Raw genomic sequence first — 23,014 nt, forward strand, 5'->3', positions numbered from 1 at the left:
GGCCTGGGGCCGCTTCGCGGCAACGCTGGGCTGGCTGCGGGTGGCGCGCGTGTCCGGCCCGGTGGCGGTGGGCCAGGCCTGGGCCGATCTGGTGGCCGGGCGCATCGATCCGGCCGAAGGCATCATCGCCTCCCTCTGATCCGTTCAGACTGGCGCAAGCCGCGCTTCATTAATCTCGATTCATCAAGCGGGATTTGGACGATTGGTCGCAAGTTCCCATCTTGAGTGCCTATCGGTGCGCGCGTAAGGAGCGCGGCCAAGCGATCCGGCGTTTCGGTCCGGGGCGTGCATCAACCAGCCGGCGATCGTGCCGGCACGAGGAGGAAGAAGATGAAGGTTCTGGGCTTTGTCGCCGCTGCCCTGGTGATCGCCGCTCCGGCTGCCGCCAAGGAAATCACTGTCAAGATGCTGAACAAGGGCAAGGAAGGCGCCATGGTTTTCGAACCGGGCTTCATCAAGGCTGCCCCTGGCGACACCGTGAAGTTCGTCGCCGCCAACCCGGGCCACAACGCCCAGACCATCCCGGGCTTCCTGCCGGCCGGTGAAGCCGAACAGAAGGGCGTGATGGGCAAGGATTTCGTGCTGAAGGTCGGCAAGCCGGGCCTGTATGGCATCAAGTGCCTGCCGCACTTCTCGATGGGCATGGTCGCCCTGGTGCAGGTCGGCAACGGCCCGTCGGCCAACCTCGCTGCCGCCAAGGCCGTGAAGCTGTCGCCGCTGGCCACCAAGCGCATGACCGCCTACCTGGCCCAGGCCAAGTAATCGGGTCTTCCCGATGATGAAGCGGCCGGGGTGGCGACACCCCGGCCGTTTTCGTTTCTACAATCCCGCGGCCTTCAGCATCGCCGAGGCCCCGGCCTCCGCATCGTCGCTGCCCGTGCGGAAGAAGGCGAAAAGCTCGCGGGCCGTGCCGTCGGCGGTCATGCCGGTCACTGCCGCCGGGCGGGCGGCGAATTCGGCGGCATCCACCAGCACATCGAGTTGGCCGTTGCGCGCACACAGGCGGATCACGTCGCCGTCGCGGACGCGGGCGATCGGCCCCCCCGACATGGCTTCCGGGCACAGGTGGATGGCCGCCGGCACCTTGCCCGATGCGCCCGACATGCGGCCATCGGTGACCAGCGCCACCTTGAACCCGCGATCCTGCAGCACGCCCAGCGGCGGGGTGAGCTTGTGCAGTTCGGGCATGCCATTGGCTTGTGGCCCCTGGCCGCGCACCACCACCACCACGTCGCGATCCAGCTCGCCAAGTTTGAAGGCGGCCTGCACGCTCTCCTGGTCGCTGAACACCCGGGCAGGCGCCTCGATCGTCCAGCGCTCCTCGTCCACCGCGCTGGTCTTGAAGATGGCGCGGCCCAGATTGCCCTTCACCAGCCGCATGCCGCCATCGACGCGGAACGGATTGGCGACAGAGCGCAGGATGGTCTCGTCCCGGCTTTCCGGCACGTCTTGCCAGGCCAGTTGGCCATCCTCCATCACCGGATCACGGGCATAATCGGCCAGGCTCTGGCCGCCGGCGGTGGTGATGTCACCATGCAGCAGGCCGGCCTCCAAGAGCGTGCGGATTGTGAAGGCCATGCCGCCGGCCGCATGGAACTGGTTCACGTCTGCGGCGCCGCCGGGGTACACCCGCGCGATCAGCGGCACGGCGCCCGACAGTTCATCGAAATCCTGCCAGTCGATCAGCACGCCCGCCGCCCGCGCGATCGCCGGCAAGTGGATGGCATGGTTGGTCGAACCGCCGGTGGCCAGCAGGCCGACCATGGCATTGACGATGGCGCGCTCGTCCACGCACTGCCCAAGCGGCCGCTCGTCGGGCTGCTTCAGTGCAATGCTGGCCAGCCGGTGCATCGCCGCCCGGTTCATGGCGTTGCGCAAGCCCGTGCCCGGATTGACGAAGGCGGCGCCGGGCACGTGCAGGCCCATCACCTCCATCATCATCTGGTTGCTGTTCGCCGTGCCATAGAAGGTGCAGGTGCCGGGGCTGTGGTAACTCGCGCTTTCGGCCTCCAGCAGATCGGCGCGGCTGGCCTTGCCCTCGGCCGCCAATTGCCGGATGCGCTGCTTTTCCTTGTTGGGCAGGCCGGTCGGCATCGGCCCGGCCGGCACGAACAGCATCGGCAGATGGCCAAAGCGCAGCGCGCCGATCAGCAGACCCGGCACGATCTTGTCGCAGATGCCGAGCAGGGCAACCGCCTCGAACATGCCGTGCGAGAGCGCCACCGCGGTGGCCAGCGCGATCGTGTCTCGGCTGAACAGCGACAGCTCCATGCCGACCTGGCCTTGCGTCACGCCATCGCACATCGCCGGCACGCCGCCGGCCACCTGCGCCGTCGCACCGACCTCGCGGGCAAACAGCTTCAACTGCGGCGGATAGGTTCCGTAAGGCTGGTGGGCGGACAGCATGTCGTTGAAGGCGGTGACGATGCCGATATTCACCCGGGCGCCGGCCTTGATCGTCGCCTGGTCCTCCAGGGCGGCGGCAAAGCCATGGGCCAGGTTGGAACAGCCAAGCCGTTCGCGGCCCATGCCATTGTCACGCTCCTGCGCGATATGGGCGAGATAGCGGCGCCGGCTGTCGCGGCTCTTTTCGATGATGCGGTCGGTAACGCGGGCGAGCGTGGGATGGAGAGTCGTCATGGTCGCACTTTAGGCGGCTACGCCCGGATTTGGCAGACAGAATAGCTATGCATTGACGGGCGGGCAGCCAGCGGGCAGCAACAGTGCGAACGGGGGGCGCATGACCGACATCAGACGAGAACTCGGCCTGGCGGCCGCCCTGGCCCTGGTGGTCGGCAACATGGTCGGTTCCGGCGTGTTCCTGCTGCCGGCGACGCTGGCGCCATATGGTTGGTCGGCAATGGGCGGCTGGGTGATCGCACTGGTCGGCACGCTGGCGCTGGCCGGCTGCTATGCCATGCTGTCGCGCCAGATGCCCGGCCAGTGCGGCCCGCATGCCTATGTCGAAACCGCCTTTGGCGCCGAGGTGAGCTATGTCGCGGCGTGGAGCTACTGGATTGGCGTCTGGGTCGGCAATGCGGCGCTGGCCGTCGCAGTCGTCTCCAACCTCACGGTGATCCTGCCGGGGCTGGCCACCGATCCGGTGCTCAGCGCCTTCGCCGCCGCCGCGGTGCTGGTGCTGGTCACCGTCATCAACCTGGCGGGCGCACCGGCGGCCAGCTTCGTGCAGCAGGCCACCACCATCCTGAAGCTGATCCCGCTGGTCGCCGTGCTCGCCATCGCGGCCTGGCTGTTGGGCACCAAGGGCAGCGCGGCCGTGGTCAATCCGCCGGGGCCACTCCCAAGCCTTGGCATGCATGCCGATGGCGTCATCACCTCGGTCACGCTCACCATGTGGGCCTTTCTGGCGTTTGAAAGCGCCACCGTGCCGGCCGACAAGATCAGGCGGCCCGAATTCACCGTGCCGCTGGCCACAGTTCTGGGGCCGCTGCTTGCCGGTGTGCTCTATATGGCGATTTCCGCCGCGATGATCGCGCTGGTGCCGGCCAAGGCGCTGGCCAGCAGCAACGCGCCCTTTGCCGATTTCGCCGCGCCCTTCATCGGCAACGGTGCGGCGACGCTGATCGGGCTGTTTGCCGCCATCTCGGCGCTGGGCACAGTCAACGGCCTCACCCTCACCGTCGCCGAACTGCCGCGCGCACTGGCCTTGGCGGGCCAGTTTCCGCCGCGCTATGCCCGGCTCAACAAGGCGGGCGCGCCCGCACCAGGCCTGATCCTGTCGGGCGCGCTGGCGGCGGTGCTGGTGCTGATGAACACCGATCGCAACCTGGCTGGCCTGTTCGAATTCACCATCCTGGTCGCCACCTCGGCGATGCTGATCGGCTATCTGGCCGTGGCGATGGCGGCGGTGAAACTGCTGGGCGGCGTGCTGCGGCTGGTTGGCATCGCCGGCATCCTCTATTCGATCTTCGCGCTCTATGCCGCCGGGCTGGAACCGAACCTGTGGTGCCTGGGCCTCGTCGCTGTCGGCGCGCCCGTTTACCTCTACAGCCGCAAGCGCGCCTGAGCCTCAGGCGCGGCCGAAGGCGAAGCGACGGTCCGCCAGGATCTCGCGCGCCGCGTTGTGGCCGGGGGCACCGGTGACGCCGCCGCCGGGATGAGCGCCGCTGCCGCACAGATACAGGCCCTTGATCGGCATGCGGTGATCGCCGTGGCCCAGCACCGGGCGCGCCGCCCACAATTGATCCAGGCTGATGCGGCCGTGGAAGATGTCGCCACCAATCAGGCCGAACTTGCGTTCCAGGTCCAGGGGCGAGTGGATCTGGCGGGCGATGACGCTGCGTTTGAAATTGGGGGCGTGCGCCGTCACCGTATCGATGATCAGGTCCGCCACCTTGTCGCGCACATCATCCCAGCTCTGGCCATCGGGCAGTTTCGGCGCGAACTGCTGGCAGAACAGGCTGGCGACATGGCAGCCCGGCGGCGCCAGCGTGTCGTCCAGCGTCGAGGGGATCAGCATCTCGACGATCGGTTTGGCGGACCAGCCATAGGCCTTGGCGCCGGTATAGGCGCGGTCCATGTAATCCAGTGACGGCGCCATGATGATGCCGGCGCCGTGATGCGGCCCACGGCCGGGCAGCACGCTGAACTCCGGCAGTTCCGACAGCGCGACATTCATGCGGAAGGTGCCGGAGCCGGTGGCATAGCCATCCATCGAACGGGCAAATTCCGCCGGCAGTTCGGACCGGTCCACCAGCTGGCGGAACAGCAGCGCCGGGCCGGCATTGCTGGCCACGATGGAAGCTTCGAGCTCGCGGCCATCCTCCAGCGTCACGCCGCAGGCCTTGCCGCCCGCCACGTTCACCTTGGCCACGCGCTCTTCCAGCCCGATGGACACGCCCTTTTCGCTGACGGCAGCGGCCATCGCCTGGGTGATGGCGCCCATGCCGCCGATGGCGTGGCCCCAGGCGCCCTTCACACCGTTCACCTGGCCAAAGACGTGGTGGAGGAGGACATAGGCCGAACCCGGCGTGTCAGGGCTGGCGAAGTGGCCGACGATCGAGTCAAAGCCCAGCACCGCCTTGATCGGATCGCTTTCGAACCAGCCATCCAGGAATTCGCGCGCCGACCGGGTGAACAGGGTGAACAGGTCGCGGTGTTCCTCGGGTTTCAGCCCCATCAGCGGCCAGCCCTGGTTGATCAGCGCCGTCATGCCCTTCAGGCCCCGTGCCGGCGGCGTCTTCAGCGCCAGCCGCCGCATCTGATCGGCCAGCACCTCCAGCCGCGCATCATAGGGGGCAAGCGCCGCGGCATCCTTCGGGCTGAAGCGCGCCACTTCGGCTTCGGTCACACCGGGGCCGACCTTCAAATAATCGCCGTCCAGCGGCAGGAAATTGTTCAAGGGCCGCAGCACGATCTTCAGTCCATGCTCGGCCAGGTTCATGTCGCTGGCGACCTTGTCCTGCAGCAAGGACACGGTGTAGCTCGCCGTCGAATTGCGGAACCCCGGCGCAAACTCCTCGGTCACGCACGCCCCGCCCACAATGTCGCGCGCCTCGCAGATATGCACCTTCAGGCCCGCGCGGGCGAGGTAGAAGGCGGTGACCAGGCCATTGTGGCCGCCGCCGATGATTATCGCGTCAAATTTCATGGGCGCCAGCCATGCATGGGCGCGGGCAGGTGGTCAATTCGGCACGGCGTTCAGAGGCAGTCGCCCGTGGTGCAGACGGCAAGGAGGGTCGCCAGAGGCAACAGGAGCACCGCAGCAATTGCGTAGGCAACGCCAATCTTTTCCTTCGTGGCACGCGGCCAGGGCGCGAATGCCAAGCCCGTCAGACCAACAACAACGGCGGCCACCATGGCGACAATTTCGCCTGTTTCCGAACCAAGTGGCCCGGATCGCAGCCAGTGCGCCCAGGCAAGCAGCACCGCGGGCGGGCCAGCCAACATCAATGCAAGGCTGTACAGTGTTGCTCTCATATCCGGTCAAGATGCTCGACAAAAGACATCAGCAAAAACACTGCTATGCTCATCGCGCTCACGCCAAGATAAGCCTTGAGATAGTCTTTGAAGTCTCCACCAAATTGTCGGCGCCAATAGGCAATCCCGAAAATCGGGGTCCAGGCCAGGAGCGATCCGATGGCCAGAAACGCGATCAGGCCAGCGAAGCTCAAGTCAAGATGGCTCATGACGGCAAGGATACACCAGCGCTCGGCGGCGGCAATCCTGTCTCCAGCCGCTCCTCCCATCGCCCCCCCCGTTGCAACCTTCGCCGCATCCGCTATGCCAAGGCCCAAGAAACAGGCGGGGAGGCCAGGTTTTGGGCGTGGATGCAGCAGCAGTGGACGACGTGATCGATCCCAAGCGGGATCGGCTGGTGATCGTGGCGAGCAGCCTGGGCACCGTGTTCGAATGGTATGATTTCTTCCTCTACGGCATCCTCGCCAGCCTGCTCGGCAAATTGTTCTTCGCCACCGGCAACCCTACCACGGAACTGCTGTTCAGCCTGTTCGCCTTTGCCATCGGCTTCTTCTTCCGGCCGCTGGGCGCGCTGGTGTTCGGCTGGTTCGGGGACAAGGTCGGGCGCAAATACACCTTCCTGATCACCATCGCGATGATGGGCGGGGCGACGGCGGCGATCGGCCTGTTGCCCACCTTCGAACAGGCCGGCATTGCCGCGCCCATCCTGCTGCTGGTGCTGCGCACGCTGCAGGGGCTGGCGCTGGGCGGCGAATATGGCGGGGCGGCGATTTACGTCGCCGAACACGCCCCGCCCGGCAAGCGCGGCGCCTATACCAGCTGGATCCAGGCGGCGGCGGCCGGCGGCTTCATGCTCACGCTGGCGGTGGTGCTGGGCACCAAGGCGCTGATCCCGGAAGACCAATTCAACGCCTGGGGCTGGCGGGTGCCGTTCCTGATGTCGATGCTGCTGCTCGGCATCTCGATCTGGGTGCGACTGAAATTGTCGGAAAGCCCGGTGTTCCAGAAGATGAAATCGGCCGGCACCACCTCGAAGAACCCCTTCAAGGATGCGCTGGCCGCGCCGGGCAACAAGGGCCGGCTGCTGGTGGCCCTGGCGGTGTCGGCGGGCTTTACCGTCATCTTCTACACCAGCCAGTTCGGCACGCTCTATTTCCTGCAGAACACGGCGCGGCTGCCTGAGCGGGAGGCGCTGCTCTATCTGGCGGTGGGCATCCTGGTCTCCGCGCCTGCTTATATCTGGTTCGGCGGATTGTCGGATCGGTTCGGGCGCAAGCAGGTGCTCAGCGTCGGCTTTGCCATCACGCTGGCGGCGCTGTTCCCGATATTCCACCTGATGGCCAGCGGCGCCAACCCGGCGCTGTCCGAAGCCATGGCGGCAGCGCCGGTTACGGTCGAATTGCCGGCGTGCGAATACAATATCTTCCTCAAGCAGGAGGCCGAGTGCGGCAAGGCGCTGGAATGGCTGACCAAGCGCGGCGTTTCCTATGCCAAGGCCGACGCGCCGGTGCTGGCGCTCAGTGTCGCTGGCGCCCGGCTGGAGGGCTTCGACAAGGAAAAATGGAGCGCGGCGCTGAATGCCGCCGGCTGGCCGGAGAAGGCCGATCCCGAACGCATCGTCGCCTGGAAGCTGATTCTGGCGGTGATGGCGATCGGGCTGCTGAGTGGCTGGACCTACGCGCCGATTGCCGCCGTGCTGGTGGAGATGTTCCCGGCCCGCGTGCGCTACACCTCGATGAGCGTGCCCTATCACATCGGCACTGGCTATTTCGGCGGCTTCCTGCCGGTCATCTCGCAATACATCGTGGTTTCAACCGGCGATGTGTTTGCCGGCCTGTGGTACACGATCGTCGTGGTGGCGGTGGGGCTGGTGATCATGCTGCTGTTCCTGAAAGACAATCGCCACATCAACATCAACGATTGAAGGCAGCGCGATGAGTGGACCATTAGCCGGCATCCGCATCATCGATTGCTCGCAGATCGTCTCTGGCCCGATGGCCTGCCAGATGCTGGGCGATCAGGGTGCCGAGGTCATCAAGGTCGAAAGCCCCGGCGGCGATCCGGTGCGCGGGCTGGGGCCGAAGAAGGCCGATCTGTCCAGCATGTTCATCGCCGTCAACCGCGGCAAGCAGGGCCTGTGCCTTGATCTAAAATCGCCTGAGGGCATTGCCGTGCTGGAACGGCTGGTCGCCACCGCCGACGTTCTTGTCGAGAATTTCCGGCCCGGCGTGCTCGCCCGATTGGGGCTTGGCTGGGATCGCCTGCAGGCGATCAACCCGCGCCTCATTTATTGCAGCATCACCGGCTTTGGCCCCGATGGCCCGTATCAGAATATCCGCGTCTATGATCCGGTTATCCAGGCCGTGTCCGGCATCGCGGCCACCCAGGTCGACAAGGAAGGCACGCCCGGCCTGGTGCGCCATCTGGTGGCCGACAAGGTGACAGCGCTCACCGCCGCGCAGGCGATCACCGCCGCGCTGTTCCGCCGCGAACGGGCGGGCGGAGTCAATAGAGACGGGCAGGGCGAACGCATCGAGGTCGCCATGCTCGATGCCGCCGTCGCCTTCAACTGGCCCGACAGCATGTACAATCTCGCCTTCCTCGATGATGCGCCGGCGACCTGGCCCGAATATGGCGCCCAGATGCGGCTGTGGAAGGCGGCCGATGGCCAGGTGGCGATCGGCGCGCTGCAGGATGCCGAGTTCGTCGCGCTCACCCGCAGCCTGGGCCGCGAGGACCTTGCCACCGATGAACGCTTCCGCTCGTCGGCCGGGCGCATCAAGCACCAGCGCGAATGGGCGCCGCAAGTCTCCGCCGAGATCGCCAAGCGCACCCGCGCCGAGCTGATGGAAGGCTTTGTCGAACAGGGCGCCGTCGGCGGCCCGGTGGTGCCGCTTGCCGATGTGCCGAACGATGCCCAAGTGCAGCACAACCGCATCTGCATCGAGGTCGCGCACAGCGAGAAGGTTGGCCGCGTGCGCCAGGCCCGGCCGCCGGCGCGCTTTGGCCAGCCGCTGGACCCCGTCGGACCCGCCCCGCATCTGGGTGAGCACGGCCGGCAGATCCTTGCCGCGCTGGGTTATGACCCTGCCGCCATTGCCGCACTTGTGGATAAGGGCGTCCTGCGCGCTTGAAGCCCCTGTTCGGCCCGGCACGGGTCTTGCATCATCTGCGACAGTCTCGCGCTGATTCTGCCATTGCACCCACTGCGGGCGCTACCCATATCAGCCGGGACAAGGCGAGGCTCCATGCCCCGCGACGGAGACGATATGACCAATCAGACCCTGCCCGTGTTGCCCCTGCGCGATATCGTGGTGTTCCCGCAAATGATCGTGCCGCTGTTCGTCGGCCGCGAAAAATCGGTGGCCGCACTCGAAGCCGCGATGGCCGATGGCCGCACCGTGTTCCTGCTGTCGCAGAAGAATCCCGGCGATGAAGACCCCGGCGCCGATGAGCTTTATGACGTCGGCACGCTGGCCACGGTGCTGCAGCTGCTGAAGCTGCCGGATGGCACGGTGAAGGTGCTGGTCGAAGGCCAGGGCCGCGCCAGCCTGGTCAATCTTGATGCCAGCGGCCCGCACCTGATGGCCGAAGTCGCCGAGCGCCCGGATGTGGAGCGCAGCGAGACCGAAGTCGCCGCCCTGCTGCGCTCGGCCCAGAGCCAGTTCGAACAGTTCGTGAAGCTGAACCGCAAGGTCGCCCCCGAAGTCGCCAGCCAGATCGCGGCGGTGGAAGAACCCGGCCGCTTTGCCGACACGGTTGCCGCCAACCTCGGCCTGAAGATCGCCGACAAGCAGGCCCTGCTCGCCGAGCCGGACGTGGGCATGCGCCTCGAGAAGATCTTCGCCTTCATGGAAGGCGAGATGGGTGTGCTGCAGGTCGAGAAGAAGATCCGCAACCGCGTCAAGCGGCAGATGGAGAAGACCCAGCGCGAATATTATCTCAACGAACAGATGAAGGCGATCCAGCGCGAGCTGGGCGAGGCCGACGAGGAAAAGGACGAAGCCGCCGAGTTCGAGGAGAAGATCAAGAAGACCAAGCTGTCGAAGGAAGCACGCGAAAAGGCCTTGGCCGAACTCAAGAAGTTCAAGGCGATGGCGCCGCAGTCGGCGGAAGCTACCGTCGTGCGCAACTATCTCGACACGCTGCTCGGGCTGCCGTGGGGCAAGCGCTCCAAGGTGAAGAAGGACATTGTCGCAGCGCAAGCCGTGCTCGATGCCGATCATTATGGCCTAGAAAAGGTCAAGGACCGGATCGTCGAATATCTGGCCGTGCAGGCCCGCACCAACAAGCTGAAGGGGCCAATCCTGTGCCTCGTCGGCCCCCCTGGTGTCGGCAAGACCTCGCTGGGCCGCAGCATCGCCAAGGCGACCGGGCGCGAGTTCATCCGCCACAGTCTGGGCGGCGTGCGCGATGAAGCCGAAATCCGCGGCCACCGCCGCACCTACATCGGCTCCATGCCCGGCAAGATCATCCAGAATCTGAAGAAGGCTGGCACGTCCAACCCCTTGTTCCTTTTGGATGAAATCGACAAGCTGGGCCAGGATTTCCGCGGCGACCCTTCATCGGCGCTGCTGGAGGTGCTCGATCCCGAACAGAACAAGGCGTTCAACGACCATTATCTGGAGGTCGATTACGACCTGTCGGACGTGATGTTCGTGACGACGGCCAACAGCTACAACATGCCCCAGCCGCTGCTGGACCGCATGGAGATCATCAGCCTGTCGGGTTACACCGAGGATGAGAAGCTGGAGATTGCCAAGCGCCACCTGATCGAGAAGCAGTATGAGGCGCACGGGCTGAAGAAGGAGGAGTTCACGGTCACCGACGACGCGATCCGTGATCTGATCCGCTATTACACCCGTGAAGCCGGCGTGCGGAAGCTGGAGCGCGAGATCGCCAAGCTGGCGCGCAAGGCGCTGCGCCGTATCCTGGAAGGCAAGGAAACCAGCGTCACCGTCTCGGCCGAAAACCTCGCCGACTTCTCGGGCGTGCGCAAATTCCGCTATGGCCTCGCTGACAGCGAGGACCAGATCGGTGCCGTGACGGGCCTGGCCTGGACCGAAGTGGGCGGTGACCTCTTGACCATCGAAGCCGTCACCAGCCCCGGCAAGGGCAATATCAAGACCACCGGCAAGTTGGGCAGCGTGATGACCGAATCGATCTCGGCAGCGCTGAGCTTTGTGCGGGCGCGGGCCACGCATTATGGCATCAAGCCGAGTGTGTTCGAGAAGAAGGACATCCACGTGCACGTGCCGGAAGGCGCGACGCCCAAGGATGGTCCGTCGGCCGGCATCGCCATGGTCACCGCCATCATCTCGACCCTGACCGGCGTGCCGGTGCGGCGCGATGTGGCGATGACCGGGGAAGTGACCCTGCGTGGCCGCGTGCTGCCGATCGGCGGCCTGAAGGAGAAACTGCTGGCGGCGCTGCGCGGCGGCATCACCACCGTGCTGATCCCGGCGGAGAACGAGAAGGACCTCGCCGAAATCCCCGACAATGTGAAGCAGGGGATGAAGATCGTGCCGGTGGCCCATGTCGATGAAGTGCTGGCGCTGGCGCTGACCCAGCCGCTGGTGCCGATCGAATGGACCGAGGCCGACGAAAAGGCCGCCATGCCGCCAGCCGCGGTGACCAGCGAACCGGCGGTACGGCACTAAAAATCTGCGGAGACCGGGTGGGCGGGGCTTTACAGCGCCGCCCATCTCGCCTAATCCGCCGCTCCCGAGTGGGCGCGTAGCTCAGCGGTAGAGCACTGCTTTCACACGGCAGGGGTCACAGGTTCAATCCCTGTCGCGCCCACCACTCGGCTCTCTCACCCATAAGCCCCGAAATGATTGGCAATTGCAATGCTGATTAACGGGATCAGCCGCGCCGTCGTCGCAATCGGCTCGATGAAGCGGCGCTGGATGCCGGCATAGGCCTGGGCATCATCCTCCGGCCAGTCGGTCGCCTCGTCCATGCGATAATCGCCGATATCGGGCGCCGCCACCGGGAAGGCCCGGCGCAGCTGGTCCAGCGCCTCGTCCGTCCTGAGCGACAGGATCATGTCGAGCACGTCGTCGCGGCTGATGTCGTTGCGGCGCGAAAAGGCCGGGATATCGACGGCGCGCAGGAACAGATGCTGCATCAGGGCCAGCCGCACCGCGTGCAGCACGCCCAGGGTGCGCCGCGTTGCCTCGGTGCCGTCATCCCGGGTCACCGGCGCCGGCAGATGCGCCAGCAACTGCCTGAGCTTGATATTATCGACCCGCAAGGATGAGGCGAGGCGGCGGAACTGGCCGGAGCGATCATCCTCCACCAGCTTCTCGGCCAGCGCCAGGCAGGGCCGGGCCAGCGCTTCCTCGGTGCCGCGATAGGGGCGGGTGGCCCAATAGGCGCTGTTGAACAGCTCGCCATAGGCGGCCAGCGTCTTGATGCTGGCAATGGCATTGGAAGCCTCAACCAGCGCCAGCAATTGCCGCCCGCGCGCCGAACCGGCCAGCAGCGCGGCGAGCGCCTCCTGCGCATCCTCGCCGGCGGTGCCGACGCCGGCCAGCACGTTCACCGGATAGCCCAGCTGCTGCAGGATGGCGTTGTGCGGGATGGCGCGGATGGAACGCAGCGAGGCATCGCGATCGCTGCCGATGTCGCTCTGCCGTTTCAGCCGGCGGGAACCGGTGACGGGAATCAGGCCCAGGCCGAAGGCGGTGATAGCGCGGGCATAGGGCCGGGCTTCGAACAGGGCGCGCTGGTGGCGGCGGATCATGCGGTAATAATCGAGGCTGAGATCGGTGCGGGTGTAAAAAGGGTCGTCGGCCCCGCCCGCGGCCAGTGTTGGCGTGATCTCGGCAATGCGGGCCAGCGTCGCCAGCGCCAGCGCGTCGTGGCCGAAGAACAGGAAGCCATCGCCGCCCTGGAAACTGGCTTCGGCCTCCACGCGGATGCCGGCCTTGGCGAACTGCGCGCGGGCCCAGCGGCTCATCGGCCAGGCCAGGCGATCGGTGAAGCTGGCCGGGTGGGCGCCGCGGCCCATGGATTCGCCGTGGGTGTTGAAGATCAGCGCGGCGACATCGGCGAGGCCATTGGCTGCCATGGCGCGCGCCAGCCGGCCCTGCAGCCGTTCGATGGCCAGGGCCGCCGGCACCTGGCCCACGAAGCGCCCGGCGTCGGAAAAGCCGGTCTGGATCGCCACCCGGCCGCGGCGGCGGGCATGGTCGCGATAGGCCGGCTCGGCGAGCAGCGCGTCCAGGAAACGGCCACCATGCTCCAGTGCTGTCTCCGTCTCGAACAGCGGCGACACGTCCACCTTGTCGGCGATGCCGAACAGCCGGGCAAAATAGAGCGCGGCCAGCACGGTCTGCGGCTGCTCGCATTCGGCGATGAGCAGGCGGATCGGCGTGTCGGCATCGATGTGCTTCAGGATTGCCGCCATGGCGAGATATTGGCGCACGGCCGTGGTGCTCTCGACCGCCAGCGCTGCAAAGTTGGAGCGCAGCGGCTTCACCTTGGCGAGCAGGTCGCGCAGCCGGATCAGCGCCTGGCCGCTGCCCATGTCGAGATGGCCTTCGGGATCGATGCGGCGGCGGATGGCGTTGTGCAATTGCGCGGCGTTCACGCGGAAATGGATCCAGCCCATGCCGAGGCCATCGGCCGCCATGGCGGCGGCCAGCACGAGATGGCGGCGGGCCTGGTCAGCGGGCAGTGCGGCGGCAGCAGCACGCAGGGCAGCGATGGGCTCGGCCAGGCTGGTGAGCGCATCGGGGTGCGGGGCCGTCACCTGGTTGGCGATGGCGGAGAGTGCAGCGGCATCCTCGGTATCGCCGGCAAACAGCTGGGCCTGGCCAGCGGCATGGGTGCCGGCGCGGGACAGACGGTCTGCCAGCGCCGCTTCGCCCAGCCGTGCCGCCTCGGCAGCGAGCAGCGCCAGCCGCGCGGCCTTTTCCTGCGCCCGAAAGCCGATGCTGGTCGCCCAGCCGATATCGGTGCGGCCATCCATGTCGTAACCGACCCAGGTCGCGACGCGGAACAGGCAGGGCGTGAGCGCCTGCCACTGATCGGGGAAGGCGCGGGCGGCGACGGCCAGCACTTCGGCGTGCAGACGGTCACGCGCGGCCAGTGCACGGGTGATGGCGGCGAGCACCGCCTCATGCTCCTCCACCAGGCTGGGGGCGGGCCGGGTTTCGACCGGGGCGATGGCCACCGGGGCGCCGCTCACCGTTGCCTCGGCGACGGCGGCATATTCGGCGGGCGTGAGCAGGAAGGTGGGGTGCGCGGTGAACACCACGTGCAGCAGCGGCGCTTCCCAGTGCGCCTTGAAGGCGGCGAAATCGCCCGTGGCCGAGGCTTCGACCTGGGCGCGGAAGGCGGCGATGTTGGCGGCATCATCCATGCTGCCCAGCAAGCGCGCCAGCCGATCGGCCCGGGCCTGCAGCCCTTCGCGGCCCAGTTCGGCAATCACCCCGGCCAGCCCGGCCAGCGTCACCGCGCCGGTTTCCAGCGCGCGGCTGATCTCGTGGCCCAGCTGGAACACCGGGTTGAACAGCGGCGTTTCGGCGGTGCGGGCGTGAAGTTCGCCCAGGCGCTGGCGGTAGGTCTCGATCATCCCGCCATGGTTGCCGCTTTTGTGCAGTGCGGCAAGTTGGCGTTTGGACAGATTCGCCCTCAGCCGGGGAAGCGGCAGGCCTGATCGGCGGCGACGAAGTGGAGATCGGCAAACCAGCCGCGCGCCATGCCCTTGGTCTGATCCGTGTCCACCGCCACCGCGATCAGGGTGGCCGCACCAGTAACGCCGCGGAAGGCGCGGGCGAAATCCCGGGCCAGGTTCACCCGCTGCTCCACCCAGCGCCCGGCATTGGCGGTGCCGCTCTGCATCACCACCATCTGCGCGCGATCGGTATAGGCGTTGGGCACGCTGGTGCCGACGGGGTGATTGGCATCCCACACATAATTCAGCGCCGCATCGGGGATGGGGCCGGAAAACAGCCGCCGCGCCAGGCTCAGCTTGAACTTCGTGCCCAGGCCCAACTGCCTGTCAGGGATATCGAAGCCGACATAGACGCGCGCGGCATAGTCATCGCCCTGTTTCGTCATCATGTCGGCGCCGGCCACCGGCGCCTCGATGCGCCAGCGCCAGCACAGGATCGGAGTGGCCGCCAGATCGACCGCGATCGCGCGACCCAACAGCGCCATGCTCTGGTTGGCGCTGCCTTCCACGCCGGTGACGCCATCGATGCGCACGACACGATACTGGGTGAGCGGCACCTTCTTCGACACTGGCGTCACCTGCCAGGGCATCGGCACCGGGCCTTCGGCGGTGAACTGGCCAACAATCACGGCGGCGGCAAGCAGGGGGAAGGGCATGAAACACTCCGAGACCAGGGTCTGGAGGGTTTACGCGGCGGTGGGCCTGATTGTTGCAGGCTGCGTCAATTGCGAAAGGTTACCCAGGCGACGGCCGTGCGCTGGATGACGGTGAGGATGCACAGGCCGGCATAGGCGAGCGCGATGATCGGGAAGTGCGCGGGGAACAGGCAGAAGGCGATGAAGACGATGATCGTCTCCGTGCCTTCGGCCAAGCCGGTGTTGTAGAAGAAGCTCTTGCGGCCGTGGGCGCTGGTTTCCAGCCCGCGCTTGGCGGCCATGGTGGCGAAGGCGAGGAAGCTGGTGCCGGTCAGCCCGAAACAGGCGAGCAGCGCCATGGCGGGCTTGAGATTGGCCGGGTCCGCCAGGCCAAAGCCCAGCGGCACGGCGAGATAGAAGACGAAATCGCCGACGATATCGAGATAGCCGCCAAAATCCGACAGCTGCGTGGCCCGCGCCACGGCGCCATCCAGCCCGTCGAGCAGCCGGTTGACGATGATCAGCACCAGCCCGATCGCGAACTGCCCCTGCGCCAGCGCCACCCCGGCGCCGATGCCGAGCGCGATGCCGATGGCGCTGATCGCGTTGGCCGTCACGCCCAACTCGGCCAAGGTGCGGCCCACCGCGTTCAACGGCGGGTCGATCAGCGGGCGGAGGCGGGCGTCAAGCAAGTGGCGTCACCAGGCCGATCATCGCGCCGGTCATCAGCGTCGCCAGATTGCCAGCGATCCAGCTTTTCACGCCCAATCCAGCCGCTTCGGCGCGGCGCTCGGGGCACAGGCTGGCGATGGTGGAGACCAAGAGGCCAATGCTGGCCAGATTGGCAAAGCCGGCCAGCGCATAGGTGACGATCAACAGGCTGCGCGGCGCCAGCGTGCCGGCGGGCAGGGCGGCCAGATCGAGATAGGCGACATATTCGTTCAGGATGGCCTTGGTGCCCATCAGCGCGCCCGCCGCCGGCGCCTGATCCCATGGCACGCCGATCAGCCACATCAGCGGCGCGCAGACCCAGCCGAGCATCCGCCGCAGCGTCAGCGCCGCGCCGTCCACGTGCGGGGTCAGGGCGAGCAGCTGATCGACCAGGTTCACCAGGGCGAAGATGGTGATGATGATGCCGATCACCGCCAGCATCAGCTGCACGCCCTCCATGGCGCCGCGCACCACGGCATCCATGGCGCCATCATAGGCCAGGTCGGGCTCGGCAGCTTCGCTGGACTGCGGGCTGCCCGGCACCATCAGCCGGGCAATGGTGAGCGCGGCCGGCAGCGAAATCAGGCTGGCGACGATCAGGTGCCCCGCCGCATTGGGGATCACCTTGCCCAGCGTGCTGGCGTATAGCACCAGGATCGCGCCCGAGATCGTCGCCATGATCATCGTCATGATCGCAAACAGATCGGATCGGCTCATCGTCGCGAACCAGGCGCGCAGCACCAGCGGCGATTCCACCACGCCCAGGAACAGGGTCGCCCCGCCGCCCAGCCCGACCACACCCGACACGCCCAGCGTGCGCCGCAAGGCCCAGCTCAGCCCGCGCACCAGCGCCTTCAAGATACCCCAGTGCCAGAGCAGCGCCGACAGCGCCGAAAACACGATGATCAGCGGCAGGATCTGGAAGGCGATGATCAGCGGCGGCTGGGCGCCGGGCGCCAGGGCAAAGGGCAGGGGCGCGCCGCCGAGATAGCCGAACATGTAAGAGGAGCCCACCAGCGTCGCCTTCTCGATCGCTGCCACGCCCTGGTTGGCCAGCCCGACCGCTTCCCAGATCGGCGGCACCCTGACCACGATCACGGCAATCGCCAGTTGCAGCAGCAGCGCGCCGCCAATCCAGCGCCAGCCCGGGCGATTGCCGCGGTCTTCAGACAGCGCCCATGCCAGCAACAGCAGGGCCGCCAGCCCGATCAAGCCCTGAAACTGCTGCATCGGCACCTGCATATCAGAACTTCATCGCCGCACCGAACTGGAAGGTGCGCGGCGGCCCGGCATTTCTTTGCACGAACGGCGCGCCGCCGCCGAACTGCACCTGGTTGGACGTGGTCGCCGCGTTGGCAAAGCCGGACTGGTTGTTGGCGTTGAACAGGTTGAACACGTCGGCCGACAGCTCGATGCGCTTCAGCAGCAGATAGCGCACGCCGACATCCACCGTCGCCGACCACGGCAGCCGCGCCGAATTGCGGGCCGCGCCGGGGTAACGGTCGGAGTTGCCGACATAATTCTCCCCGAACGAGGCGCTATCGCCGTTCAGATCCTGCGTGCCGAAAATCCGCGCATCCGGCACCAGATTCACCGGCTGGCCCGACTGGAACAGCCCGGCCAGCGTCAGGGTCAGGCCGTTGATGGGATAGAGATACCCCACCGCCGAGATCACGTGCCGCCGGTCGTTGGCGGACGGGCCATATTCGGTGCTGAAATCATTGCTGTTCGCCGCGCGGAAATTGATGTCGTCGGTATCGTTGCGCAGCCGCGACAGCGTGTAGCTCAAGCGGAAGCCATAATCATCGCCCCCGCGCTCCTTCACCGCCTGCAGGATGAGCGCCACATATTCCGACTTGCCCGCGGTTTCCGAAACGGTGATCTGCCGCGCGCCGCCGGGCACCAGCGCCACCGGCCGGCTGGCATCGGCAGCCGCCACACTCCTCACCAGCCCCAGGCTCTGCGCCAGCGCTGCCCGCGCCGCATTGTCGGGCGCCGACTGCAACAGGGCGATATTGGCGGGGGTGAGCGCGGCGGCGTTGGGCGTGAACGGCGCCGGCGCATTGAGATCGCGCAGCCGCACCAGATTGTGGCTGCGGCTGTAGATGGCATCGACACTGAGCGTGAGCGTCGAGGTCGCCTGATATTGGTAACCGGTGCTCAGCTGCAGGCTCCACGGGCTCTTGTAGCCGGTGGGCGACAGGATGCGCGCCTCGCCCAGCGTCGCGGTGTCGCGCAGCGCCTGCACCTGCGCCGGCGTCGGGCAGCTGGCGACCGTGGTGCAGGGCGGCGAGACGGACAGATTGCCGTCGAAGGTCAGCCCGGCGAGGTCTACACCCGCCGGAATGATCCCGCGCGTCTGCAACTGGCCCAGCTGGCTGCGCAGGCCCGCCGACGTGGTGTTGCGCTGCAACGCGTCCGAAATCACCGCATAGGAGAGCTTGCCGGTGAAGATCCCCGCCCCGAACCGCACCGCAGAGCGCGCATCCGGCCGCCAGTTCAGCGCCAGGCGCGGCGCGAAATTGTTGAAATCGCCCTTTCCAGCGCCCTTCGCGGTCAGGCTGTCATAATCCCAGCGCACGCCCAGCGTCGCGGTGAGGCGTGGGCTGATCTGCCATTCATCTTCCACATAGGCCGCCAGCAGCGTCTGATCGGTGCCGAACGACTGCGGCCGCAGCTCAACCGAATAATTGGCCACAACCGGGTTGAGTGCGAGCACATCGCCCGCCGTCAGGTTCAGGCCCTTGCCCGACGCGCGCAGCGACGCCAGTTGCCCCGCCGTCAGATCAACCAGATAATTGCCGTCCGGATTGCCGCCGCCAAACAGGCTGAAGCGGCTGTTGATCACGTCCAGCCCCAGCCGCAGCCGGTGCGCGCCCAGGCGCCGGCCCAGCCGGTGCGTCGTCTGCCAGGTCTCCTCGCGGCTGTCGAACACATAACCGGGGTTGCTGATCACGCCGGCCGTCAGCCCCGACGGATCGCGCACCACCACCTGTGGCCCCGGTCCGGCAGTGGCGCGGCCATAGTCCCAGCGGAAAGCGCTGTATTGCACCGCGCCGTCATAGCTCCAGTCATCACCGGCATAGCTGGCCGACGCGGCGACCAGCGTCGAGTTGCGCTGCTGGCTGGAACCGGCCGAGGGCAGCGTGGCATTGCCGCCGCCCAGGCCTCCGCCCGGTCGTTCGATGGTGACGCGGCCGATATTGCCGCGCAACGACAGCGTCCAGTCATCGGTCAGCCGGTGATCGAGCCGCAGCGAGCCGAGGTGGAACTGGTTGTTGCCGGTGACATTGCCCACAGCGCCAAGCAACGGCGCATCGACCACCTGCACATTGCGATCGCGCGTATATTCATAATTCACGTAGAAGAAGGTGCGATCTTTCACGATCGGCCCGCCCAGCGCGAAGCCGCCCTGGTAACGCTCGAAACTCTCGCCCACCGCGTTGCCGCTGAGGTCGCGGCGCGGGAAGGGCGAGGCGGCGTCCAGCGGCCGGCCGGGGCGCACCAGCGCATAGGCTTCGCCGTGGAATTCGTTGCTGCCCGATGGCGTGGTGTAGTTGACGATGCCGTTGGCGGTGCGCCCATAAGCGACTGAATAGCTGTTGGCGAGCACCGTCACGCTGCGGGTGAAGCCGAGCGGCACCGGGAACTTGATGCCGCCGAGGAAATTCTCGTTATTGTCCAAACCATCGATCAGATAGTTGGAATCAAGGCCGTTCGAGCCGTTGATCGAGATCGACGGCGCTTCCGGGAAGAAGCCGGTGCTGGCCACCACGTTGGGCAGCCGGATCAACGATCCGATCACGTCGCGGCCTTCGATCGGCAGCGCCTGCAATTGTTCGCGGCCCAGCGAGGCGGAGACTTCGGCGTTGACGGCGTTCAGGCCGACCACGGAGCGCGTGCCGGTCACCGTGATGGTCTGCCCCACCGGTGCCAGCCGCAGCGTGATGCTGCTGGCGAAATAGCTGCGCAGATCGACGGTCTGTGCCGGCGCGGCATCATGATCGGCGCTGGCGGCGGCCGCCACCCGATACTGGCCGCCGGTGGACAGGCCCTCCAGCCGCACCAGCCCCTGCGCATCGCTCTTCGCCACCCGGCGGAAACCGGTACCGGGGTTGTCGATGGTCACTTCCACCCCGGCCAACGGCGCGCCGGTGGCGGCATCGACCACGGCAATCTGGATACCAGCCTGCTGCGCCTGGGCTGGCACCGCCACCATCGCCGCGCCGGCCAGAAACACCGCCGTCGCCCGGTTCAAACCCTTCATTTCATTCCCCCAACTCACCGCCACGGCCCGCCCGGCTCCGTGCGGACATCATGACCCTTGTTCAGCAGATACGCAGCGGCGCCGCAAATGGTTACCCGCCCCGTTCTTACCCGCGGCGCCAGGCGTGATAGCGGCCGACCCAGGCCAGCAGGCCCTGCGGGGCGTGGGCCTTCTTCCAGTTGCCGGCGGCGAACTTGTTGGCTTCGGCCATGGTGGGATAGGTGTGGATGGTGCCCAGCAGCTTGTTGAGGCCCAGCCCGTGCTTCATCGCCAGCACATATTCGGCCAGCAGCTCGCCGGCATGATCGCCAACGATGGTGACACCCAGGATGCGGTCCTTGCCGGGCGGGGTCAGCACTTTGACGAAGCCGGTCGTCGCGCTGTCGGCAATGGCGCGATCAAGTTCGTGCAGCTGGTAGGTCGTCACCTCCATCGCGATGCCCTTCGCCTTCGCCTCGTCCTCCGACAGGCCGACGCGGGCGATCTCGGGATCGAGGAAGGTCGTCCACGGGATGACGCGATAATCGGCCTTGAAGCGGCGGAACTGGCCGAACAGCGCGTTCACCGCCGCATACCAGGCCTGGTGCGAGGCCACGTGCGTGAACTGGTAGGGCCCCGCCACGTCGCCGCAGGCGTAGATATTGGGATAGAGGGTGGCGAGATACTCGTCGGTCACCACGGTGCGGTCGGTCTCGATTCCCAGTTCCTCCAGGCCATAGCCGGTCAGCCGCGCCTTGCGGCCCACCGCGACGATCAGCGCGTCATAGGGCAGGGCGCGTTCCTGGCCGTCGTGGGCGACGATCAGCGTCTGCCCATCCTCCACCCGCAGCGCGGCATGGCCAGTGAGCACCTCGACGCCCGAGGCGACCAGCGCCGCGTGGGCGATGGCTGCGACGTCCGCATCCTCGCGCGGCAAGACGCGCGGGCCCATCTCCACCTGTTGCACCTGCGCGCCCAGCCGGGCCAGGGCTTGGGCCAGCTCGCAGCCGATCGGGCCGCCGCCCAGCACGATGATGCGGCGGGGGATGGCGTCAAGGGCGCAAAAGGCGTCCCACAGCGTGTCGCTGGTCAGGTGGTTGTGCTCGGTCAGGCCGGGCAGCGGCGGCACCAGCGGCGCGGCGCCGGCCGCGATGACGATGCTGCGCGTGGTCAGGCGCTGGGTGCTGCCGTCGTGCCGGGTGATCTCCACCGTCCACGGATCGAGGATGCGGGCGTGGCCCAGTTCCATGTCCACCCCCAGGCCAGTGTAGCGCTCCACGCTGTCGTTGGGCTCGATGGTGGCGATGACGCCGCGGATGCGGGCCATGACGGCGCGGAAATCGAAATCGGGGGTTTGGGGTTTCAGGCCATAGGTTTCGGCATGGCGCATCTGGTGAGCGATGCGGGCCGACTTGATCAGCGCTTTTGACGGCACGCAGCCATAATTGAGGCAATCGCCGCCCAGCTTGTGGGATTCGACCAGCGTCACCTTTGCCTTCACCGTGGCGGCGATATAGGCGCTGACGAGGCCCGCCGCGCCGCCACCGATCACCACCATGTTGCGATCAAAGCGCTTGGGCTTCGGCCAGCGGGCATAGACGCGGCGGCTCAGAATCGCCGCCATCACCGCCTTGCCGATCCATGGCAGCAGGCCGAGCGCGGCGAAGCTGGCCAGCAGCCCGGGCGAGGCAATGTCGCGCAAGCTGGTGATGCCGGCCAGCTGCGTGCCGGCGTTCACATAGACGATGGTGCCCAGGAACATGCCGACCTGGCTGACCCAGAAATAGGTGAGGGTGCGAATGGGCGTGAGGCCCATCAGCAGATTGACGACGAAGAAGGGGAAGACCGGCACGAGGCGCAGGCTGAACAGGTAGAAGGCGCCGTCCTTCTCGATGCCGGCGTTGATGGCGGCGAGGCGTGTCCCGAACCGGCTCTGCACCCAATCGCGCAACAGATAGCGCGAGACCATGAAGGCGAGCGTCGCGCCGATGGTGGAGGCGAAGGAGACGATGAGCGTGCCCAGGCCCACGCCAAAGATCGCGCCGGCCGCCAGCGTCATCACCGCCGCGCCGGGGAAGGAGAGGGCGGTGAGCGCGACATAGACCGCGAAATAGCCACCGATCACCAGCGCCGGCTTGGCGGCGTAGAGCGCCGCAATGTCGGCCTGGCGGGCCTTCAGCGCGTCGAGCGTGAGAAACTGGCCAAGGTCGAACTGGAACCAGGCGACGATCGCGGCAGCGAACAGGGCAATGAGGGCCAAGCGTTTCATCGTTTCCCTATCCGGCTGGGTGCGACACGTTGGCCGCAATCAGGGGCCAGTGCAAAGTGGTTATTCGCGCCGGTCTCCGTCATGGTTGCTGGCGGCGCATGAAGCCACGGTCGATGCGGTCCTTCAGCCACCATATTGGCCGGCCAGAAAGGCCAAACGGCCCCCACGACAGGATGGCGCGGCGATCGCCGGTCGACATCAAATAAAGATTGCGGGCCGGCGGCTGATATTCGGCCAGCGCGGTGCCTGAGAGCCGGGCGCCAATGTTGGCAGCCAGCACAGGCCCGGCCTTGACGGCGTGGATGCCAGAACGCGGCAACGGCCGGTCTTGCCGGGCGATGATGTCGCCAGCGGCAAAGATGTTGGGGTGGGTGATGCTGGCCAGGGTCGCATCGACGGCGACGAAGCCATCGGCCGTGGCGAGGCCCGATCCGGCCAGCCAGTCCGGCGCGCGGCTGCCGGTGGCGGCGATCACGAGCCCGGCCGACAGGATCTCGCCGCCGGGCAGCGCCAGGCCCTGCGCGTGG

General features: G+C 66.9%; 16 protein-coding genes and 1 tRNA gene. 6 read left to right on the forward strand and 11 right to left on the reverse strand.

Translation table 11 applies throughout. From position 1 onward, the window contains the following. The first annotated feature begins 330 nt into the window (after window positions 1-330). Window positions 331-762 carry a pseudoazurin gene (locus GJ693_RS05395; protein WP_156255308.1) on the forward strand — a complete coding sequence of 144 codons (432 nt, stop codon included), beginning with the start codon at window positions 331-333 and terminating at the stop codon, window positions 760-762. Window positions 763-819: 57 nt separating this feature from the next. Here the strand turns inward: GJ693_RS05395 and edd are convergent, their stop codons facing one another. Further along, a complete protein-coding gene (edd, locus tag GJ693_RS05400; protein WP_156255309.1) occupies window positions 820-2,640 on the reverse strand; it encodes a phosphogluconate dehydratase in 1,821 nt (606 codons plus the stop codon). 100 nt (window positions 2,641-2,740) lie between these two features. Between edd and GJ693_RS05405 the strand changes: the two genes are divergently transcribed. Continuing rightward, window positions 2,741-4,027: an amino acid permease gene (locus GJ693_RS05405; protein ID WP_156255310.1), complete on the forward strand. Its 1,287-nt coding sequence runs from the start codon at window positions 2,741-2,743 to the stop codon at window positions 4,025-4,027. 3 nt (window positions 4,028-4,030) lie between these two features. On the opposite strand, the gene GJ693_RS05410 is transcribed toward GJ693_RS05405, so the two are convergent. From GJ693_RS05410 to GJ693_RS05420, 3 genes are read right to left on the reverse strand one after another with little or no spacing between them, the layout of a single operon-like run. Next, window positions 4,031-5,611 carry a phytoene desaturase family protein gene (locus GJ693_RS05410; RefSeq protein WP_156255311.1) on the reverse strand — a complete coding sequence of 527 codons (1,581 nt, stop codon included), beginning with the start codon at window positions 5,609-5,611 and terminating at the stop codon, window positions 4,031-4,033. Window positions 5,612-5,661: 50 nt separating this feature from the next. Beyond that, window positions 5,662-5,940, reverse strand: a complete 279-nt coding sequence (locus tag GJ693_RS05415; RefSeq protein WP_156255312.1) for a hypothetical protein — start codon at window positions 5,938-5,940, stop codon at window positions 5,662-5,664. Then, complete coding sequence (locus GJ693_RS05420) at window positions 5,937-6,149, reverse strand: hypothetical protein (RefSeq protein ID WP_156255313.1); 213 nt, start codon at window positions 6,147-6,149, stop codon at window positions 5,937-5,939. The genes GJ693_RS05415 and GJ693_RS05420 overlap by 4 nt, the downstream gene beginning before the upstream one ends. Before the next feature lie 131 nt (window positions 6,150-6,280). On the opposite strand from GJ693_RS05420, the gene GJ693_RS05425 reads away from it, so the two are divergent. The 4 genes from GJ693_RS05425 to GJ693_RS05440 all read left to right on the forward strand — a co-directional run bounded on the left by GJ693_RS05425 (window position 6,281) and on the right by GJ693_RS05440 (window position 11,745). Next, the gene (locus tag GJ693_RS05425; protein ID WP_408014543.1) at window positions 6,281-7,864 is read left to right on the forward strand and encodes an MFS transporter; all 1,584 of its coding nucleotides are present in this window, start codon (window positions 6,281-6,283) and stop codon (window positions 7,862-7,864) included. Between the two features lie 10 nt (window positions 7,865-7,874). Then, a complete protein-coding gene (locus GJ693_RS05430) occupies window positions 7,875-9,074 on the forward strand; it encodes a CaiB/BaiF CoA transferase family protein (protein ID WP_156255315.1) in 1,200 nt (399 codons plus the stop codon). Between the two features lie 135 nt (window positions 9,075-9,209). Then, entirely contained in the window at window positions 9,210-11,600 is a 2,391-nt protein-coding gene (lon, locus tag GJ693_RS05435) for an endopeptidase La (RefSeq protein WP_156255316.1), read from the forward strand. A 70-nt stretch (window positions 11,601-11,670) separates the two neighbouring features. Next, window positions 11,671-11,745: transfer RNA gene (locus GJ693_RS05440), tRNA-Val, on the forward strand. Between the two features lie 10 nt (window positions 11,746-11,755). Here GJ693_RS05440 and GJ693_RS05445 read toward each other — a convergent pair. The 7 genes from GJ693_RS05445 to GJ693_RS05475 all read right to left on the reverse strand — a co-directional run. Continuing rightward, a complete protein-coding gene (locus GJ693_RS05445) occupies window positions 11,756-14,524 on the reverse strand; it encodes a phosphoenolpyruvate carboxylase (protein WP_156255317.1) in 2,769 nt (922 codons plus the stop codon). A gap of 59 nt (window positions 14,525-14,583) precedes the next feature. Further along, window positions 14,584-15,282 (reverse strand): DUF3047 domain-containing protein, encoded by a 699-nt coding sequence (locus GJ693_RS05450; protein ID WP_156255318.1) that lies wholly within the window; start codon window positions 15,280-15,282, stop codon window positions 14,584-14,586. Window positions 15,283-15,347: 65 nt separating this feature from the next. Continuing rightward, entirely contained in the window at window positions 15,348-15,953 is a 606-nt protein-coding gene (locus tag GJ693_RS05455) for a CDP-alcohol phosphatidyltransferase family protein (RefSeq protein ID WP_156255319.1), read from the reverse strand. Next, window positions 15,946-17,202 (reverse strand): NupC/NupG family nucleoside CNT transporter, encoded by a 1,257-nt coding sequence (locus tag GJ693_RS05460; RefSeq protein ID WP_235902664.1) that lies wholly within the window; start codon window positions 17,200-17,202, stop codon window positions 15,946-15,948. The genes GJ693_RS05455 and GJ693_RS05460 overlap by 8 nt, the downstream gene beginning before the upstream one ends. Window positions 17,203-17,215: 13 nt before the next feature. Next, window positions 17,216-20,239: a TonB-dependent receptor gene (locus GJ693_RS05465; RefSeq protein WP_156255321.1), complete on the reverse strand. Its 3,024-nt coding sequence runs from the start codon at window positions 20,237-20,239 to the stop codon at window positions 17,216-17,218. A 106-nt stretch (window positions 20,240-20,345) separates the two neighbouring features. After that, the gene (locus tag GJ693_RS05470) at window positions 20,346-22,487 is read right to left on the reverse strand and encodes an FAD-dependent oxidoreductase (RefSeq protein ID WP_156255322.1); all 2,142 of its coding nucleotides are present in this window, start codon (window positions 22,485-22,487) and stop codon (window positions 20,346-20,348) included. Between the two features lie 79 nt (window positions 22,488-22,566). Continuing rightward, window positions 22,567-23,014, reverse strand: a 448-nt coding sequence (locus GJ693_RS05475) for an FAD-dependent oxidoreductase (RefSeq protein WP_197041984.1), incomplete at its 5' end; no start/stop codon positions are given.

The organism is Sandarakinorhabdus oryzae, assembly GCF_009733735.1.
Lineage (GTDB): Bacteria > Pseudomonadota > Alphaproteobacteria > Sphingomonadales > Sphingomonadaceae > Sandarakinorhabdus > Sandarakinorhabdus oryzae.

Bases quoted from the DNA above. Each gene is read 5' to 3' on its own strand.
- GJ693_RS05395 (WP_156255308.1), top strand. From the start codon at position 331: ATGAAGGTTCTGGGCTTTGTCGCCGCTGCCCTGGTGATCGCCGCTCCG.
- edd (WP_156255309.1), bottom strand. From the start codon at position 2,640: ATGACGACTCTCCATCCCACGCTCGCCCGCGTTACCGACCGCATCATC.
- GJ693_RS05405 (WP_156255310.1), top strand. From the start codon at position 2,741: ATGACCGACATCAGACGAGAACTCGGCCTGGCGGCCGCCCTGGCCCTG.
- GJ693_RS05410 (WP_156255311.1), bottom strand. From the start codon at position 5,611: ATGAAATTTGACGCGATAATCATCGGCGGCGGCCACAATGGCCTGGTC.
- GJ693_RS05415 (WP_156255312.1), bottom strand. From the start codon at position 5,940: ATGAGAGCAACACTGTACAGCCTTGCATTGATGTTGGCTGGCCCGCCC.
- GJ693_RS05420 (WP_156255313.1), bottom strand. From the start codon at position 6,149: ATGAGCCATCTTGACTTGAGCTTCGCTGGCCTGATCGCGTTTCTGGCC.
- GJ693_RS05430 (WP_156255315.1), top strand. From the start codon at position 7,875: ATGAGTGGACCATTAGCCGGCATCCGCATCATCGATTGCTCGCAGATC.
- lon (WP_156255316.1), top strand. From the start codon at position 9,210: ATGACCAATCAGACCCTGCCCGTGTTGCCCCTGCGCGATATCGTGGTG.
- GJ693_RS05445 (WP_156255317.1), bottom strand. From the start codon at position 14,524: ATGATCGAGACCTACCGCCAGCGCCTGGGCGAACTTCACGCCCGCACC.
- GJ693_RS05450 (WP_156255318.1), bottom strand. From the start codon at position 15,282: ATGCCCTTCCCCCTGCTTGCCGCCGCCGTGATTGTTGGCCAGTTCACC.
- GJ693_RS05460 (WP_235902664.1), bottom strand. From the start codon at position 17,202: ATGCAGCAGTTTCAGGGCTTGATCGGGCTGGCGGCCCTGCTGTTGCTG.
- GJ693_RS05465 (WP_156255321.1), bottom strand. From the start codon at position 20,239: ATGAAGGGTTTGAACCGGGCGACGGCGGTGTTTCTGGCCGGCGCGGCG.
- GJ693_RS05470 (WP_156255322.1), bottom strand. From the start codon at position 22,487: ATGAAACGCTTGGCCCTCATTGCCCTGTTCGCTGCCGCGATCGTCGCC.